This is a genomic window from Pseudophaeobacter arcticus DSM 23566, from assembly GCF_000473205.1.
In the GTDB taxonomy this organism is placed as follows: Bacteria; Pseudomonadota; Alphaproteobacteria; order Rhodobacterales; family Rhodobacteraceae; genus Pseudophaeobacter; species Pseudophaeobacter arcticus.
In genome coordinates this window covers 1,328,957-1,342,574 of sequence record NZ_KI421507.1, presented here as the reverse complement: position 1 = coordinate 1,342,574, position 13,618 = coordinate 1,328,957, and the positions used below count along the sequence as shown (strand labels likewise).

Genomic DNA, 13,618 nt, shown 5'->3' with positions numbered 1-13,618 from the left:
CTGACAACACTTCCAATGAGAACGGCACGACCGATCTGCTCGCTTTGAGTCCAGCACCCGTCCCTGCCCTATGTCATCCGGCCCCAGTCGCTTCACCAAACCGAAGGATTTGGCTCTGGATCAGTGCAAGCGTCATGGGGCTCGCGCTGGCGGCTCTCGCATATTCACAACAGTGGATGGCCGGGCCGTCGGTGGTCGCGGTCGAAATGGCCCAAGCGGCGCCCGTCACACGCCTTCTCGCCGTCAACGGACGTATTGCTGCAGTCAATTCCGTCGCCATCCGGCCCGTTGCTACAGGCACCCTGATAGCAATTGCCGTTACCGAAGGTGATGTGGTTGAGGCAGACCAGATCCTTGCACAAGTGGACGCCGCCGCGCAAAATGCAATTGTGCGGCAAGCCATGGCTGGCCTGGATGTAGCCCTCGTTAACCAAGCTCAGGCAACCGAAAGCTACGAGCGCGCGCTGTCCCTTGGCCCAAATATCGCCAGGAGCGTGCTCGAAACCGATGCCCATGTCGTCCAAACGGCGGTGCAGGAGGTTGCGCGCCAAACCGCCGCTCTTGATCAAGCCCAAGTCGTGCTTGGCAATCACACCATCCGCGCGCCGCGCAGCGGCACTGTTGTGGCGCTTGACGCCGAGCTGGGCCAACTTACCGGACCCACAATTCCCTTGCTGACACTGGCAGATTTGAGCGATCTGGTGGTCGAAGCCGATGTGGACGAAGCCTATGCGACACAGATTGCATTAGGACAACCTGCGCTGCTGCAACTGGCGGGTGAGGCACGCAATCGAGACGGACACGTCAGTTTCGTGTCTGCCCTTGTGGATGCGGCAACCGGTGGTCTGGCGGTCAAGATTGCCTTTGAGGCCCCGGTCATGGCTCCCATCGGTCTGACGGTTGCGACGAACATCATCGTGGAGAGACGCGATGCGGCGCTGACCCTACCGCGCACCGCCCTGCAAACAGGCGCGGATGGCACCGGCGTTTTTGTGGTCAGAGACGGGACCGCCATGTTCCAACCCGTCTCAGTCGTCGATTGGCCGGCCGCACGGCTGATCGTGACAGGAGGCCTTGCCGAGGGTGACGCCGTGATCATCGACCCCACCAACATCGAAGTTGGGCAGGCCGTCGTGTCGGACCAACCCTGATGCTTTACGCGCTCAAGATCGCGGGCCGATACCTAACGGCGAGCAAGGCGCAAACAGCGCTCCTCGTCGTCGGGGTCGCGGTGGGCGTGTTTATCTTCATTTTCATGTCGGCCCTGATCGGGGGGCTGGCCGAATTCATCCTGTCGCGCACCGTGGGCGATATCTCGCATATCACGATCGAGGCCGAGATCGATGACCCTGCCGTTTTGATTTCACCAAATGACTTGGATGGCGGGCATGTCTTGTTCGTCACCGAACGGGGCCGCGACCGGACCGCCACACTGAGTGATGCGGCGACATGGCTTCCCCTGATCCAGGCCGTACCCGGTGTGCGTGCCGTCTCGCCGCAGATCACCGGTGCCGGATTTCTGACACGCGGCGCTCAAGTCGCCCAAGTCAGCGTGACAGGTTTGGAGCCTGGGAAAGAATCCGCGATCCTGGACCTTGAGGGCTACATGGTCGCGGGAACCGTACGGCTCGGCTCGGGTCTCATCGTGCTGGGCAATAGATTGACAGATGATCTGGCCCTATCGCTCGGCCAGACACTACGGTTGCAAAGCTCAAACGGGGTCACGGCGACACTCACACTGAGCGGCATCTTTGATACGGGCAATGGTGGGATGGACGGCGCGCGCGCCTTTGTCAGCCTCTCGACTGCGCGAACCCTCTTTGCCATGCCCCAAGGCGTGACACAGATCGAGATCAAGCTGAACGATCTGAATGCCGCCAATACCACCGCCCTTCGGATCAGTGGGCTCACGGGTCTGGATGCTGTGCCGTGGACGGACGGAGCCGAACAGTTGATGGAGGCGCTGAACGCACAGGCGCAGACCGGGTATTTCCTGAAAACCTTCGCGCTCATCACCATCGTCATCGGGGTCGCCTCAGCGCTCTTGCTCTCCACCTACCGCCGCCGCCCCGAGATCGGGATCATGCGGGCGATGGGGGCAAGTCGTGGCTTCGTTGTTTTCGTGTTCGTCACTCAAGGTGCCATGATCGGACTGATGGGCGGGGTCACGGGGGCGGCCCTGGGGTATCTTGCCCTGCTGCCATTCCCATCGCGCGATGCGTTTCAGGCAGGGACTCTGCCGTTGGACATTACCCAGGGATCGTATGGACTGGCCATTGCCCTGACGCTCACCGGCTCGATACTCGCTTCTATCCTGCCTGCGAGGTCGGCCGCCCGGGTCGATCCAGTCACGGCAATCGGACAATGACGATTTCGCAAAGCGCCCTTCTTGAGGTGAACGATCTGGTCAAGACCTTCGGAACCGGGGACGTGGCAACACGCGTGTTGCGCGGCTTGTCACTCTCCCTTGCAAAGGGTGAAATGGCCGCCCTGCTGGGTCCGTCCGGTTCGGGCAAAAGCACGCTGCTGACAATCCTTGGTACGTTGATGAAGCCCACATCGGGCAGCTACAACATGTTGGGGCAGGATCTGATCGCGGCGGACGACAAGCAGCTGACGGTGTTTCGTAACCTCCACATCGGCTTTGTCTTCCAGTTTCATAACTTGTTGCCCGATTTCACCGCACTGGAAAACGTCATCTTTCCGACAGCTGTCCGAATGGGCCGCGAGACATCCGCCGCCCGCGACCGTGGCCGCGACTTGCTGGTGCGCATGGGGCTAGAGGAACGGACCAACTTCCCCTCGACCAAACTGTCAGGCGGACAGAAACAACGTGTCGCCGTCGCCCGCGCCCTGATGAACGGCCCCGAACTGGTGCTCGCAGACGAGCCGACCGGCAACCTTGACCGCGCCTCTGCTGCCCGCGTCATGGAGTTGATCGGTCAAATCAATCGAGAGGAAGGCACGACGTTTCTGATCTCGACCCATGACGAAAAGATCGCAGGTCTGTGTCGGAGACAACTTGTTGTCGGAGACGGACGTGTCACCGGTTAGCAGGCTCACCTGCGAAAAGGATCTTACCGCTGACCACGTCGATGCATCGTGGGAACGACCGCCGCTCCTAACTTGGATTAGTGCAACCGGGTGCCCGTTCGAGGGACAGTTGTTGGACCCAACATACAACACAGAAAGCGAGCTTCAAATGACTTTCAAGGATCTAGACAAAAAGGCGCTTGGCTCCACAGCCCCCGCCGAGGCGAAGACTGCACCTGCCACCAAGAACGATGGCAAGACGCCGAAGGAACAAACGGCACCACCAGACGAGAAGCGGGCCGTCGGACCCAAATATGAGGACGACATGTTCAATAATATGCCCGTCTGAATTGGGGCATAGGATCAAAACCGGGAACGTCCTCAGCAAACCCGGACATCACCAACATATCGACCCCAAAGCCGGAAACACGCGGATAGTTTGGGCCGTTATGATCAATATCATGTTGACTGTGGTGCAGATCGTCGGCGGAATTCTATCGGGTAGCCTCGCTTTAATCGCCGATGCGATCCACAATCTGTCAGATGCGCTTTCGCTTGGTCTGGCCCTGTTTGCACGTATTATCGCAAGGCGACCCGCAGACGACACCATGACGTTTGGATATGGCCGTGCAGAGATCGTTGCGGCGTTGATAAACTACACAACGCTGATCCTGCTGGGCCTCTTTTTGACGTATGAGGCGGTTTTGCGACTGTTCGCCCCCACAGACGTGGACGGATGGTCAGTTGTTATCATTGCAGCATTCGCGCTTGGGGTAGATACGCTCACCGCATTTCTGACCTATGCACTCTCCAAAAGCAGCATGAATATTCGCGCGGCGTTCCTGCATAATGTTGCGGATGCACTTGGTTCCGTTGCTGTCATTGTGGCAGGCACTGTCATTATTCTCTATGATTGGCGGCTGATTGATCCACTGATCACATTGTTGATCGCCGGTTACATCCTGTGGCAATCCATCACCGAAATTGGCGGGTCAGTGCGCATCCTGATGCTGGGCAGTCCGCCGGATATGGATACGCAAGCTGTGCTAGCGGCGATGCGCGGCGTGTCAGGCGTTGGGGATGTGCACCACCTGCATCTGTGGCAGATGCAGGAACACCAATCCGCATTGAACGCCCATATTGTGATCAAAGAAGGCCGCTGGAACGAGGCTGATCGCGTGAAAGAGGCCGTGAAGATCGCCCTTCGCGATAGGTTCGGGCTGTCTCACATCACCCTCGACTTGGAACGCCATGGCTTTGAGTGTGAAGACTTGCAAGTTGTCGGCCACACCTCAGCAACAAATTGATTTGTCCTGACGCAGAGAAACGCCACGCCGCCGCGCGTTCGCTAGGGGTGCTCAAGCCAGCCCAAGGTCGACTTTGAGCCCAGAGCGACCGACGCTGCATCCGCAATAAATGGCGACCTTTCGCAGCAGACAAATGGTATTTACGCAAGAAACGGGTCGGTCAGCAGCCTCGATCTGACTAAGCATCTCCCAGTCCTCAATATAAGGAGATAGGAATGCTTCTCAACGGAAAGACAATTATCATCACCGGCGCGAGCAGTGGCATAGGAGCCGCCGCCGCCAGAATTTTCGCAGCTGAAGGTGCGAAACTGGTGCTCGGAGCGCGTCGCGCCGAACTGCTTGAGGAGATCACAAAGGATATTTCTGCCACGGGAGGCGAGGCGGCTTTCCTCGCGGGGAACGTCGAGGACGCGAGCTACGCCGAGGCGTTGGTGGCGCTCGCGGAATCGCGCTTTGGCAGCCTCGACGGCGCTTTCAACAATGCAGGTATCATTGGAGACATGGGACCAGTCCCCGACATGGCAGACAGCAACTGGCATAAAGTGATGGCGGTAAATCTGAATAGCGGGTTCTATGCGGCCAAGTTCCAGATCCCTGCGATGCGTAAACGCGGTGGTGGTTCAATTGTGTTCACATCCACATTCGTGGGACACACAATCGGCTTGCCTGGCATGGCGGCCTACGCCGCTTCCAAGGCGGGACTCATCGGGATGACACAGGTTCTGGCGACAGAACACGGGCCGGAAAACATCCGCGTAAACGCGCTCCTCCCGGGAGGCACGATGACGCCCATGGCCGGTGATGACGTGGGGACTCATGAAGTCGTGCGCAGTTTCCACGCGCTCAAGCGCATGGCTGAGCCGTCCGAAATCGCCAACGCAGCTTTGTTCTTGCTTTCTGATCAGGCGTCTTTCGTGACCGGCAGTGCCATGGTTGTCGATGGGGGGAACTCCATAACTAAACTGTAAAACAATAAACCGGACACCGGCACACAGTCAGCCAGTGTCCGGTTTTTCCGCACAGCAGACCTAAGCTTCCCTAGCGCAATTGATCGAGTGACTTTGACCCATCACTCCCAAAACAAGCGCCGGGGCCTGAAATAAAAGCCTTCTCAGGCCCAAGTAAGTTGATCAGGAAAAGGATGCCTTCGCAGCACTTTTCCCGATCAAATCAGTCCGGCTTGTCGTCGCCCAAATATCTGGCAAGGACAAAGGCTGCAGTAAAAGCAACTGTAGCCGCGACGCCTGCGGGGTCCGTTGCCGTGGGAATGGGTGGGGCGTTGGGTGCGTTTGAAAGATGCTGTTTTGACCACGGTTTTTTGACGATCGCCACACACCCTCCTGCTGCCAAAAGCAAACCAAGCCCCGTCGATAGGGCCGCCCATGCAGCGCCGAAAGACGCGCTGAGTGCGAGGAAGGCAGACGCAGTGATGAACCCAAAGCCCGCAAGCCCAATCAGGCCGACTGATATTTCCAAAAACAAGCGCCAAAGCACTTTTTGCGCGGCGTCTCGCGCACTGCCTTCAACGCCGCGCATCGCATCTGTCAGAAACTGGTTCACCGGCGCGACATGGCCCCGACCAAAAGACCAGCGCTCGCCGCAAGGCCAATGGCCAGTAACGGATGATCGGCAACCGATGCCTCAAGCTGATGTTCGGCAGATTTCCCTGTTCTTTCGACGTAATGTTTTGCTTCGCCAAAGCCTTCGACGATATCAGTCGCCATATGGCTACCGCGTTTTCCAGCAATCCCGCTGACTGTCTCGGCAAGGCGCGACAAATCTGTCCGCAAGGCGGCGAGCTGGTGGCTTACAGCTTCGAAATCGGTCGCTGCCTCTGTGGTTGCTTTGCTATTTTGTGACATTAAAAACCCCATGTTTTTTTTGCGTGAAGATGATTTGACGGCACATTATGCGCCCATTTTGACTGTGCTCAGAACGGCAACAGGACCAGGTCACTAGATCCGGACCACGTCAGATTTGTTTTCGGTGGTCTGTCCCTCAAAGGTTTCGTCCGAGGCATCCGCTTCTGCCTTTGTCTTCTGCACAAGCTGATCGCGATGATGTGCCGGGCCATAGATCGTAAAAAATTTGAGCGGCTCATGCCCTGTGCAAATCACATTATGATGCGCACCTGCAGGCACAACGATACCGTCGCCGGGTCCCAACTTATGGGTGACGCCGTCGATCACCGCGCGCCCTTTGCCGTCCTCGATACGAAAGAACTGATCCGTGTCGGAATGAAGCTCACCGCCTATCTCGGAGCCTGGATCAATCGACATCAAAACCAGCTGAAGCTTGGCTCCAGTATAAAGCACCCGCCGGAAGTCCGTGTTTTCTTCGGCCAATTCTTCGATGTTTCCAAAGTATCCAATCACGACAAACCTCCCAAAGGTTGCGCCACATGACGCAGCGGTGCGTTCATGTTTGCCTGGAGATAGCCCCTTCCGCACTGATCAGGGTTAGCGGCCATGGTTTTCAATGAAAGGTGCCCGATTTGTATAGTACGCCTGCGCGGCTACCGGCGCCACGCTAACACCGATCAGCACGGTCCCCCGACGCTCCGGTTAAGTTGAGACAGATGGCCCCTTCAGAAAGACCGCGCCCCGATGCAAAACCACCACAAATCCACAGATCCATCTCAGCAGAACATTGGGACTGTGCTTGCTGTACGAGGTGCAGTTGTGGATGTGCTTTTTGCCAGCGCGGACCTGCCGCCAATTAACGCCGCGTTGAATGTCGAATGGGATGTGCCAAGCCCACTTATCCTGGAAGTTCACAGCCATCTTGATTTGACCACGTTACGTGCAGTGGCGTTCCAATCAACCGCGGGCCTCGCGCGCGGCGTCGCAGTGCATGCAAGCGGCGGGCCAGTTGCCGTGCCGGTTGGCGAAGCTGTGCTTGGCAGATTGTTGGATGTCGTTGGCTCTCCCAAAGACGATGGCCCACCGCTGCCAAAGGATACGCCACGCCGATCAATCCATGCGCTGCCACCCGTTTTGAGCACCCAAACCCGCACGACGGACGTATTCGAGACCGGTATCAAGGTGATCGACCTGCTGACTCCGATGGCCCAGGGCGGCAAGGCCGCGATGTTCGGCGGAGCAGGCGTTGGCAAGACCGTTTTGGTGATGGAACTGATCCGGGCCATGGTCGAGAAATACGAAGGCATCTCAGTTTTTGCCGGTGTCGGCGAGCGGTCCCGCGAAGGGCACGAATTGCTCACAGAGATGAGCGAGTCCGGCGTGCTGGAACGCACGGTGCTGGTCTACGGGCAGATGAATGAGCCACCCGGCGCGCGCTGGCGCGCGCCGCTGACCGCGCTGACAATCTCAGAATATTTCCGCGATCAAAAGCATAAAAACGTGCTTTTGCTGATGGACAACGTCTTTCGCTTTGTGCAGGCGGGCGCAGAGGTGTCGAGCCTGCTGGGTCGCTTGCCCTCGCGCGTTGGCTATCAGCCCACACTTGCGACCGAAGTCGCAGGACTTCAGGAACGGATCGCATCAGTCGCGGGGTCAGCCGTGACGGCGATTCAGGCGGTTTATGTACCCGCCGACGATTTCACCGACCCAGCAGTCACCACGATCTCCAGCCATATGGATTGTGTTATCGTTCTGTCGCGCGCCCAAGCCGCCGAAGGTTTCTATCCGGCGATTGACCCATTGGCCTCATCCTCGATGTTGCTCGATCCACTCGTGGTCGGAGAGGAGCACTACAAGACCGCCGAAGCTGTCCGGCAAGCCCTGGCCCGCTTCCGGGAGTTGACCGATATCATCTCCTTGCTGGGGGTCGAAGAGTTGGGAACAGCCGACCGTCTCATCGTGAAACGCGCCCGGCGGCTGCAGCGGTTCCTGACCCAACCCTTTATGGTGACCGAAGCCTTTACCGGAACGCCCGGTGCCAGCGTCCCGCTGGCTGACACTCTCAAAGGGTGCCGCGCGATCCTGGACGGTGCCGCTGACGATTGGGCCGAAAGCGCTCTCTATATGGTCGGCACATTGGAGGATGCACGCAAGAAAGAAGACGCCGCCAACGCCAAAGAGGCCGCGGCATGAGGTTGCGGATTATTACACCCCTTTCGGTCGTTGTGGACGAAGACATCGACGGATTGCGCGCCGAGGACGCGAGCGGGAGTTTCGGCATCCTCGCAAGCCACGCGCCCTTCGTCACAGCACTGGCGGTCTCAATCGTCAGTTGGCGCAAAGCCGACCTCGAGCAGTTTTGCGCCCTGCGCGGTGGGGTCATGACTGTTGGGGATACCTCTGACATTCATATTGCAACACGCGAGGCCGTGACGGGCGATGACCTTTCCACCCTCGACGCCGATGTGCTGGCCCGATTCCAATCCGATGCAGACATTGAGCGGACCGAGCATGTCGAGACGATGCGCCTGCAGTTCAACGCCATCCGCCACATGGTCAGTCGCCTGAAGCCCGGTGCAAACGCGGGTGAGTTCCGATGACCCCCACGCCTCAACAAGATGGGCCCGACGATGATCCGCTGGTGACGCAAACCCGTCTGCGCCGGGACCGGCGTGACCGCTGGCTGCGCGACGGTGATATGTCCGTGGGCCGCCGTCTGGCGCAAATTGGGGTGTTGGGCTGGATCTTTGTTGTCCCGACGCTGGCGGGCCTGTTTTTGGGGCGCTGGCTTGATGCCCGCTTCGCCTCAGGCATTTTCTGGAGCGCCCCTTTAATGTTTTTGGGTGTTTGCCTTGGCGGCTGGACCGCATGGAAATGGATGAATGCGGAATGATTGATCTCTCAGGCCTGCCGCTGTTCATCCTCCTGCCAAGCTGTTTTCTGGCTGGGCTTTTTATCGGATATGGTTATTTCCGCGCCCTGCGCGCGACGGCTGATCTGATCGTGCACGACGGTCAACCGCTGATGGGATTGGCCCTGACCCTCGGGCGTCTGTCCCTTTTGGTCACGGGCTTTTTCATCGCAGTCCTGATTGGCGGGCTGGCCTTGCTGGCGACTTTTGCAGGGGTCCTCTGCGCCAGAGCTCTGATGCTCTACAAGGTGCGGAGGGACGAGGTTTGAATTCGCCACTGGACTCAATCGCACTCTTCTACCTCGGCCCTCTGCCCATCACACAGGCCGTGCTGACGACCTGGGCGATCATGGCGATACTGGTTCTCGGGTCCTTTCTGCTGACGAGGCGGATGGACCTTGTGCCCGGCAAACGGCAGGCCGCCTTAGAGCTGATCGTCACCACGATGGACACCCAGATCGTCGAGACGAGCGGCGCAAACCCTGCCCCTTACCGCGCTTTCATCGGCACGCTGTTCATGTTCATTCTTGTAGCCAACTGGTCGTCGCTGATCCCGGGGGTCGAGCCGCCAACCGCTGGGCTGGAAACCGACGCCGCTTTGGCCGTACTCGTCTTTATGTCGGTGATCTGGTTTGGTGTGCGCGGCGACGGCATTGGTGGCTATCTCAAATCCTTCGCAGCACCCAACCCGGTCATGATCCCGCTCAACATACTGCAAAGCCTGACACGCGTATTTTCCATGTTTGTGCGCCTATTCGGAAATGTCATGAGCGGCGTTTTCGTCATCGGCATCGTCGCCTCGCTGGCGGGCCTTCTGGTGCCGATCCCGCTGATGGCGCTCGATCTGCTGACCGGATTGGTGCAGGCCTACATCTTTGCCGTCCTGGCAATGGTCTTCATCACATCCACGGTAGAGGACGGCCAAAGCGCCAAGCGCGATGCCGCGCCGCGCCCTCCCCCAAACCAAAAGGACACTTAATGGATTACCTCGCTCTTGCCAGCATCATCGGTGCGGCTTTTGCCGTGGCCTTTGGCGCACTTGGACCCGCACTCGCAGAAGGCCGCGCCGTGGCCGCCGCGATGGACGCCATCGCGCGCCAGCCGGAAGCCGCGAACACGATTTCGCGTACGCTTTTCGTAGGCCTAGCCATGATCGAGACGACCGCGATCTATTGTCTGGTGATCGCGCTCTTGTTGATCTTCGCCAACCCGCTGCTGGCTTAGGCCGATGACAATTGATTTCTGGGGCCTCGGCCTGCAGGCGGTCAACGTCCTGATACTCGTCTGGCTATTGTCACGGGTCTTCTGGCGTCCTGTCGCGGCGGCCATTGCCAAGCGTCAAAAAACCGCACAGGCGGTGATCGGAGCGGCAACGGCGACGCAGGCCAAGGCCGACACCGCACTGGCCGAAGCCACCAAGGCCCGCGCCGGCATCGCAGAAGAACGCGCCGCGATGCGTGATGCGGCAAGGGCAGAAGCTGAATCCGCCGCAAAATCCACCCTCGCCGAGGCCCGCACACAGGCCGAGGCGATATTGGCCACAGCAAAAGACACTAAAAGCCATGATAGGGTAGCCGCAGCCAAAGCCAATGACGCCCAGGCCTTGGAGTTGTCGCTCAAGATTGCCGCCCGGCTGCTGGAACGCCTGAATGGTCCCACTGTGCAATCCGCCTTTCTGTCGCAACTGGTGAACGCCATCGCAGATATGCCCGCCGCCGACCGCAAAGCGCTGGCCAGTGATCCAAAAGGCATCGAGATCGTTTCGGCGACCGAGACAGGAGCAGAACAAGGGAAGATCAAAAAGGAAATTCAGACCGCTTTAGGCGGAACCACAGAAATACGTTTCACCACCGATCCCAACCTGATTGCCGGTCTGGAGCTGCGCAGCCCGCACTTCACCCTCCACAACTCGTGGGCTGCGGACTTAATACAGGTCCGGAAGGCGGTGAAAGATGCCGCCTGACACGTCAAACTGGGTCGCGAAAACAGCAGACGCATTGAAGAGCACGGCCCTTGGCCCTCGCACCGAGCACAAGGGGCGGGTCGAAGAGATCGGCGACGGCGTTGCCATGATCTCCGGACTGCGCGATGTGCGGCTTGACGAGGTCTTGCGTTTTGAGGGCGGTCAAACTGGTTTCGCCCGCGTGCTCGACCCCGACCTGATCGGCTGCGTTCTTCTGGACGCCGCTTGGGACGTGGAAGCGGGCGACGCGGTTTTCGGCACCGGCGAGGTTGCGCGCGTGCCCGTCGGCGAGGCGCTGCTGGGTCGGATCGTGGACCCGCTGGGACGCGCCCTGGACGGCAAAGGACCGATAGAGTCCAAGACGCATCTGCCAATTGAACAACCTGCGCCCTCCATTATCGAACGTGATCTTGTAACCGAACCCGTCCAGACCGGCATCGTGGTGGTGGACACGCTGTTTGCGCTTGGCCGGGGGCAGCGTGAATTGATCGTCGGCGATCATTCGACGGGTAAGACGACGCTGGCCATAGACGCGCTGATCGCGCAACGTGGCAGCGACATGATCTGCATCTACGTCGCCGTGGGGCAGAAGACATCCAGCGTCCGCCGCGCCATCGATGCGCTTGCAGAGCGCGGTAACTTTGCGCGCTGTATCGTCGTCGTGGCGGGCGCGTCTGAGGCGCCGGGTCTGCAATGGATCGCGCCCTATGCAGGCATGACCATGGCCGAATACTTCCGCGACAAAGGCCAGCACGCGCTGATCGTGATTGATGATTTGTCCAAACACGCCGCCACCCACCGTGAAATCGCACTTCTGACCCGTCAGTCGCCGGGTCGCGAGGCCTATCCCGGTGATGTCTTCTACATCCATGCACGCCTTCTGGAACGCGCGGCTAAACTGTCCAAGGACCGCGGCGGTGGCTCACTCACTGCCCTGCCGATTGCAGAGACGGACTCGGGCAACCTGTCGGCCTATATCCCGACCAACCTGATCTCGATCACCGATGGGCAAATCGTTCTGGACGCCGCCCTGTTCCATCAGGGTCAGAAACCGGCCGTGGATGTGGGCCTGAGCGTCAGCCGCGTCGGCGGCAAGACACAGGCACCAATCCTTCGCAAAGCCGCAGGCACGCTGCGTCTGGACTATGCGCAGTTTCTGGAACTTGAGGTCTTTACCCGCTTCGGCGGCATGCCCGATGGCCGCGTCCGCGAGAAGCTGACCCGTGGCGCGCGGATCCGCGAAGCGCTGCGTCAATCCCAGCATATGCCGTTCCGTTTGGTGGATGAAGTCGCACTGATGCTCGCAGTGCAGGCCGGGCTGCTGGATCCCTTGCCGCTTGCGGCGGTGGCCGCCTATCGGACAGGCCTACCAGCCCACCTGGACAAGAACGCGCCCGAGATACTCAGAACTCTGACCGAGACAGGAGACCTTGACGATAAAGTTCGCGAGCGCCTGATGGAAACGCTCGCCGAACTCGCCACGTCACTGGGCGGAGAGCAAACAGCGGTGAAGACGGACACAGCCGCAGCAGACGGCCCATGACCGAACGACTGGCCGATATCAGCGCCCGGATCGAAGGTATTCGCGAGTTGGGCGCGGTGGTGAATGCCATGAAAGGTATCGCCGCGGCCCGCGCGCATGTCGCCCGAGGGCAAGTTGACGCCGTGGACAGTTACGCCGCAACCATTGCTGTGGCGATGTCGCGTGTTCTGGGGCCTGATATCGCCAAGACTGACCCCGACAAAGACAAGCAGCAGGACGCGGGCAACCAAATGGGCCTGCTGGTCTTTTGTGCCGAGCAAGGTTTCGCAGGCGCGTTCAGCGAACGTGTTCTCGACAGCATCAGCGGGGCATCGGGAGCCGAAACCTTGTTCCTCATCGGCAAGAGGGGGCTATCTATTGCGACAGCACGCGGTCTGAAACCGCATTGGAGCGCACCCCTGCCCTCGCACACGCCCGGCATTCCCAAATTGGCAGGCGAGATCACAACGGCAATCTACGCGGCGGTCACCGCGCGGCGCATTGACTGTCTCGATGTCATCTTCACCGGCTGGCAAGCAGGCCGCCCTGCCCTTGTTCGGCAACATCTGTTTCCAATCGATCTGGCCAATCTTCCGCCTGCATCGCGCGACCGCCCCCTGATGCAGTTATCGCCAAGCACCCTGATCGCTTCGCTCGGTCAGGATTACTTCAACGCGCAGGTCTGCAAAGCAGCGCTCCACGCCTTTGCCGCCGAGAACGAAGCGCGGATGGAAGCCATGTCGTCCGCAGGGACTCAAATCGCACGTGAACTGGAGACGTTTCAAGCGACCCTGCGCCGTGTGCGGCAGGAGGCGATTACGGCGGAGATTATCGAACTTGGCACCGGTGCCGTCAACGCGCGTGACAGGCGTTAATATCGACACCCCAAAACCTATGGGCCAATCATAGCCGAAGATGGTGATCAATTCTGCCCAGACACTAACCCAGATCAACGCCGCAGTGCAGCAAACGCATTAGATCTCCGGAAAAGGATGCGCCAACCGCGTCGTTACCCAGAGG

18 protein-coding genes are annotated in these 13,618 nt (G+C 59.4%); 15 read left to right on the top strand and 3 right to left on the bottom strand.

Annotation, left to right across the window (positions count from 1 at the left end; translation table 11 throughout):
- Nucleotides 1-134: 134 nt before the first annotated feature.
- The 6 genes from ARCT_RS0110405 to ARCT_RS0110380 all read left to right on the top strand — a co-directional run bounded on the left by ARCT_RS0110405 (nt 135) and on the right by ARCT_RS0110380 (nt 5,308).
- On the top strand, nt 135-1,151 hold the full coding sequence (locus ARCT_RS0110405; protein WP_240476297.1) for an efflux RND transporter periplasmic adaptor subunit: 1,017 nt from the start codon (nt 135-137) through the stop codon (nt 1,149-1,151).
- Nucleotides 1,151-2,368: an ABC transporter permease gene (locus tag ARCT_RS0110400; RefSeq protein ID WP_027240012.1), complete on the top strand. Its 1,218-nt coding sequence runs from the start codon at nt 1,151-1,153 to the stop codon at nt 2,366-2,368. Before ARCT_RS0110405 ends, ARCT_RS0110400 begins: the two co-directional genes overlap by 1 nt.
- Nucleotides 2,365-3,054, top strand: coding sequence for an ABC transporter ATP-binding protein (locus ARCT_RS0110395; protein ID WP_027240011.1), 690 nt, complete (start codon nt 2,365-2,367; stop codon nt 3,052-3,054). The genes ARCT_RS0110400 and ARCT_RS0110395 overlap by 4 nt, the downstream gene beginning before the upstream one ends.
- A gap of 148 nt (nt 3,055-3,202) precedes the next feature.
- A complete protein-coding gene (locus ARCT_RS27955; protein ID WP_154665339.1) occupies nt 3,203-3,382 on the top strand; it encodes a hypothetical protein in 180 nt (59 codons plus the stop codon).
- A gap of 13 nt (nt 3,383-3,395) precedes the next feature.
- Nucleotides 3,396-4,340 carry a cation diffusion facilitator family transporter gene (locus ARCT_RS25830; protein ID WP_051361048.1) on the top strand — a complete coding sequence of 315 codons (945 nt, stop codon included), beginning with the start codon at nt 3,396-3,398 and terminating at the stop codon, nt 4,338-4,340.
- Nucleotides 4,341-4,555: 215 nt separating this feature from the next.
- Nucleotides 4,556-5,308: an SDR family oxidoreductase gene (locus ARCT_RS0110380; protein ID WP_027240009.1), complete on the top strand. Its 753-nt coding sequence runs from the start codon at nt 4,556-4,558 to the stop codon at nt 5,306-5,308.
- A gap of 202 nt (nt 5,309-5,510) precedes the next feature.
- On the opposite strand, the gene ARCT_RS0110375 is transcribed toward ARCT_RS0110380, so the two are convergent.
- The 3 genes from ARCT_RS0110375 to ARCT_RS0110365 all read right to left on the bottom strand — a co-directional run bounded on the left by ARCT_RS0110375 (nt 5,511) and on the right by ARCT_RS0110365 (nt 6,715).
- On the bottom strand, nt 5,511-5,900 hold the full coding sequence (locus tag ARCT_RS0110375; RefSeq protein ID WP_154665338.1) for a hypothetical protein: 390 nt from the start codon (nt 5,898-5,900) through the stop codon (nt 5,511-5,513).
- Nucleotides 5,897-6,202, bottom strand: coding sequence for a hypothetical protein (locus ARCT_RS0110370; RefSeq protein ID WP_027240007.1), 306 nt, complete (start codon nt 6,200-6,202; stop codon nt 5,897-5,899). Before ARCT_RS0110370 ends, ARCT_RS0110375 begins: the two co-directional genes overlap by 4 nt.
- 93 nt (nt 6,203-6,295) lie before the next feature.
- Nucleotides 6,296-6,715, bottom strand: a complete 420-nt coding sequence (locus ARCT_RS0110365; RefSeq protein ID WP_027240006.1) for a cupin domain-containing protein — start codon at nt 6,713-6,715, stop codon at nt 6,296-6,298.
- Nucleotides 6,716-6,997: 282 nt separating this feature from the next.
- Here ARCT_RS0110365 and atpD point away from each other — a divergent pair, with 282 nt between their 5' ends.
- Genes atpD through ARCT_RS0110320 form a run of 9 tightly spaced genes read left to right on the top strand, consistent with a single transcriptional unit; the run spans nt 6,998 to nt 13,473 of the window.
- The gene (atpD, locus tag ARCT_RS0110360) at nt 6,998-8,395 is read left to right on the top strand and encodes a F0F1 ATP synthase subunit beta (protein WP_276202241.1); all 1,398 of its coding nucleotides are present in this window, start codon (nt 6,998-7,000) and stop codon (nt 8,393-8,395) included.
- A complete protein-coding gene (locus ARCT_RS0110355) occupies nt 8,392-8,802 on the top strand; it encodes an ATP synthase F0F1 subunit epsilon (RefSeq protein ID WP_027240004.1) in 411 nt (136 codons plus the stop codon). The genes atpD and ARCT_RS0110355 overlap by 4 nt, the downstream gene beginning before the upstream one ends.
- Nucleotides 8,799-9,095: an AtpZ/AtpI family protein gene (locus ARCT_RS0110350; RefSeq protein ID WP_027240003.1), complete on the top strand. Its 297-nt coding sequence runs from the start codon at nt 8,799-8,801 to the stop codon at nt 9,093-9,095. Before ARCT_RS0110355 ends, ARCT_RS0110350 begins: the two co-directional genes overlap by 4 nt.
- The gene (locus ARCT_RS0110345; protein WP_027240002.1) at nt 9,092-9,382 is read left to right on the top strand and encodes an N-ATPase subunit AtpR; all 291 of its coding nucleotides are present in this window, start codon (nt 9,092-9,094) and stop codon (nt 9,380-9,382) included. The genes ARCT_RS0110350 and ARCT_RS0110345 overlap by 4 nt, the downstream gene beginning before the upstream one ends.
- On the top strand, nt 9,379-10,092 hold the full coding sequence (locus ARCT_RS0110340; protein WP_036784729.1) for a F0F1 ATP synthase subunit A: 714 nt from the start codon (nt 9,379-9,381) through the stop codon (nt 10,090-10,092). The genes ARCT_RS0110345 and ARCT_RS0110340 overlap by 4 nt, the downstream gene beginning before the upstream one ends.
- Entirely contained in the window at nt 10,092-10,337 is a 246-nt protein-coding gene (locus ARCT_RS0110335) for a F0F1 ATP synthase subunit C (RefSeq protein ID WP_027240000.1), read from the top strand. Before ARCT_RS0110340 ends, ARCT_RS0110335 begins: the two co-directional genes overlap by 1 nt.
- A gap of 4 nt (nt 10,338-10,341) precedes the next feature.
- Entirely contained in the window at nt 10,342-11,076 is a 735-nt protein-coding gene (locus ARCT_RS0110330) for a F0F1 ATP synthase subunit B family protein (protein WP_027239999.1), read from the top strand.
- On the top strand, nt 11,066-12,619 hold the full coding sequence (locus ARCT_RS0110325) for a F0F1 ATP synthase subunit alpha (RefSeq protein ID WP_027239998.1): 1,554 nt from the start codon (nt 11,066-11,068) through the stop codon (nt 12,617-12,619). Before ARCT_RS0110330 ends, ARCT_RS0110325 begins: the two co-directional genes overlap by 11 nt.
- On the top strand, nt 12,616-13,473 hold the full coding sequence (locus ARCT_RS0110320) for a F0F1 ATP synthase subunit gamma (protein WP_027239997.1): 858 nt from the start codon (nt 12,616-12,618) through the stop codon (nt 13,471-13,473). The genes ARCT_RS0110325 and ARCT_RS0110320 overlap by 4 nt, the downstream gene beginning before the upstream one ends.
- The last annotated feature ends 145 nt before the right edge of the window (nt 13,474-13,618 follow it).

Bases quoted from the DNA above. Each gene is read 5' to 3' on its own strand.
- ARCT_RS0110320 (WP_027239997.1), top strand. From the start codon at position 12,616: ATGACCGAACGACTGGCCGATATCAGCGCCCGGATCGAAGGTATTCGC.
- ARCT_RS27955 (WP_154665339.1), top strand. From the start codon at position 3,203: ATGACTTTCAAGGATCTAGACAAAAAGGCGCTTGGCTCCACAGCCCCC.
- ARCT_RS0110345 (WP_027240002.1), top strand. From the start codon at position 9,092: ATGATTGATCTCTCAGGCCTGCCGCTGTTCATCCTCCTGCCAAGCTGT.
- ARCT_RS0110370 (WP_027240007.1), bottom strand. From the start codon at position 6,202: ATGTCACAAAATAGCAAAGCAACCACAGAGGCAGCGACCGATTTCGAA.
- ARCT_RS0110325 (WP_027239998.1), top strand. From the start codon at position 11,066: ATGCCGCCTGACACGTCAAACTGGGTCGCGAAAACAGCAGACGCATTG.
- ARCT_RS0110355 (WP_027240004.1), top strand. From the start codon at position 8,392: ATGAGGTTGCGGATTATTACACCCCTTTCGGTCGTTGTGGACGAAGAC.
- ARCT_RS0110330 (WP_027239999.1), top strand. From the start codon at position 10,342: ATGACAATTGATTTCTGGGGCCTCGGCCTGCAGGCGGTCAACGTCCTG.
- ARCT_RS0110335 (WP_027240000.1), top strand. From the start codon at position 10,092: ATGGATTACCTCGCTCTTGCCAGCATCATCGGTGCGGCTTTTGCCGTG.
- ARCT_RS0110400 (WP_027240012.1), top strand. From the start codon at position 1,151: ATGCTTTACGCGCTCAAGATCGCGGGCCGATACCTAACGGCGAGCAAG.
- ARCT_RS0110380 (WP_027240009.1), top strand. From the start codon at position 4,556: ATGCTTCTCAACGGAAAGACAATTATCATCACCGGCGCGAGCAGTGGC.
- ARCT_RS0110405 (WP_240476297.1), top strand. From the start codon at position 135: ATGGGGCTCGCGCTGGCGGCTCTCGCATATTCACAACAGTGGATGGCC.
- ARCT_RS0110395 (WP_027240011.1), top strand. From the start codon at position 2,365: ATGACGATTTCGCAAAGCGCCCTTCTTGAGGTGAACGATCTGGTCAAG.
- ARCT_RS0110350 (WP_027240003.1), top strand. From the start codon at position 8,799: ATGACCCCCACGCCTCAACAAGATGGGCCCGACGATGATCCGCTGGTG.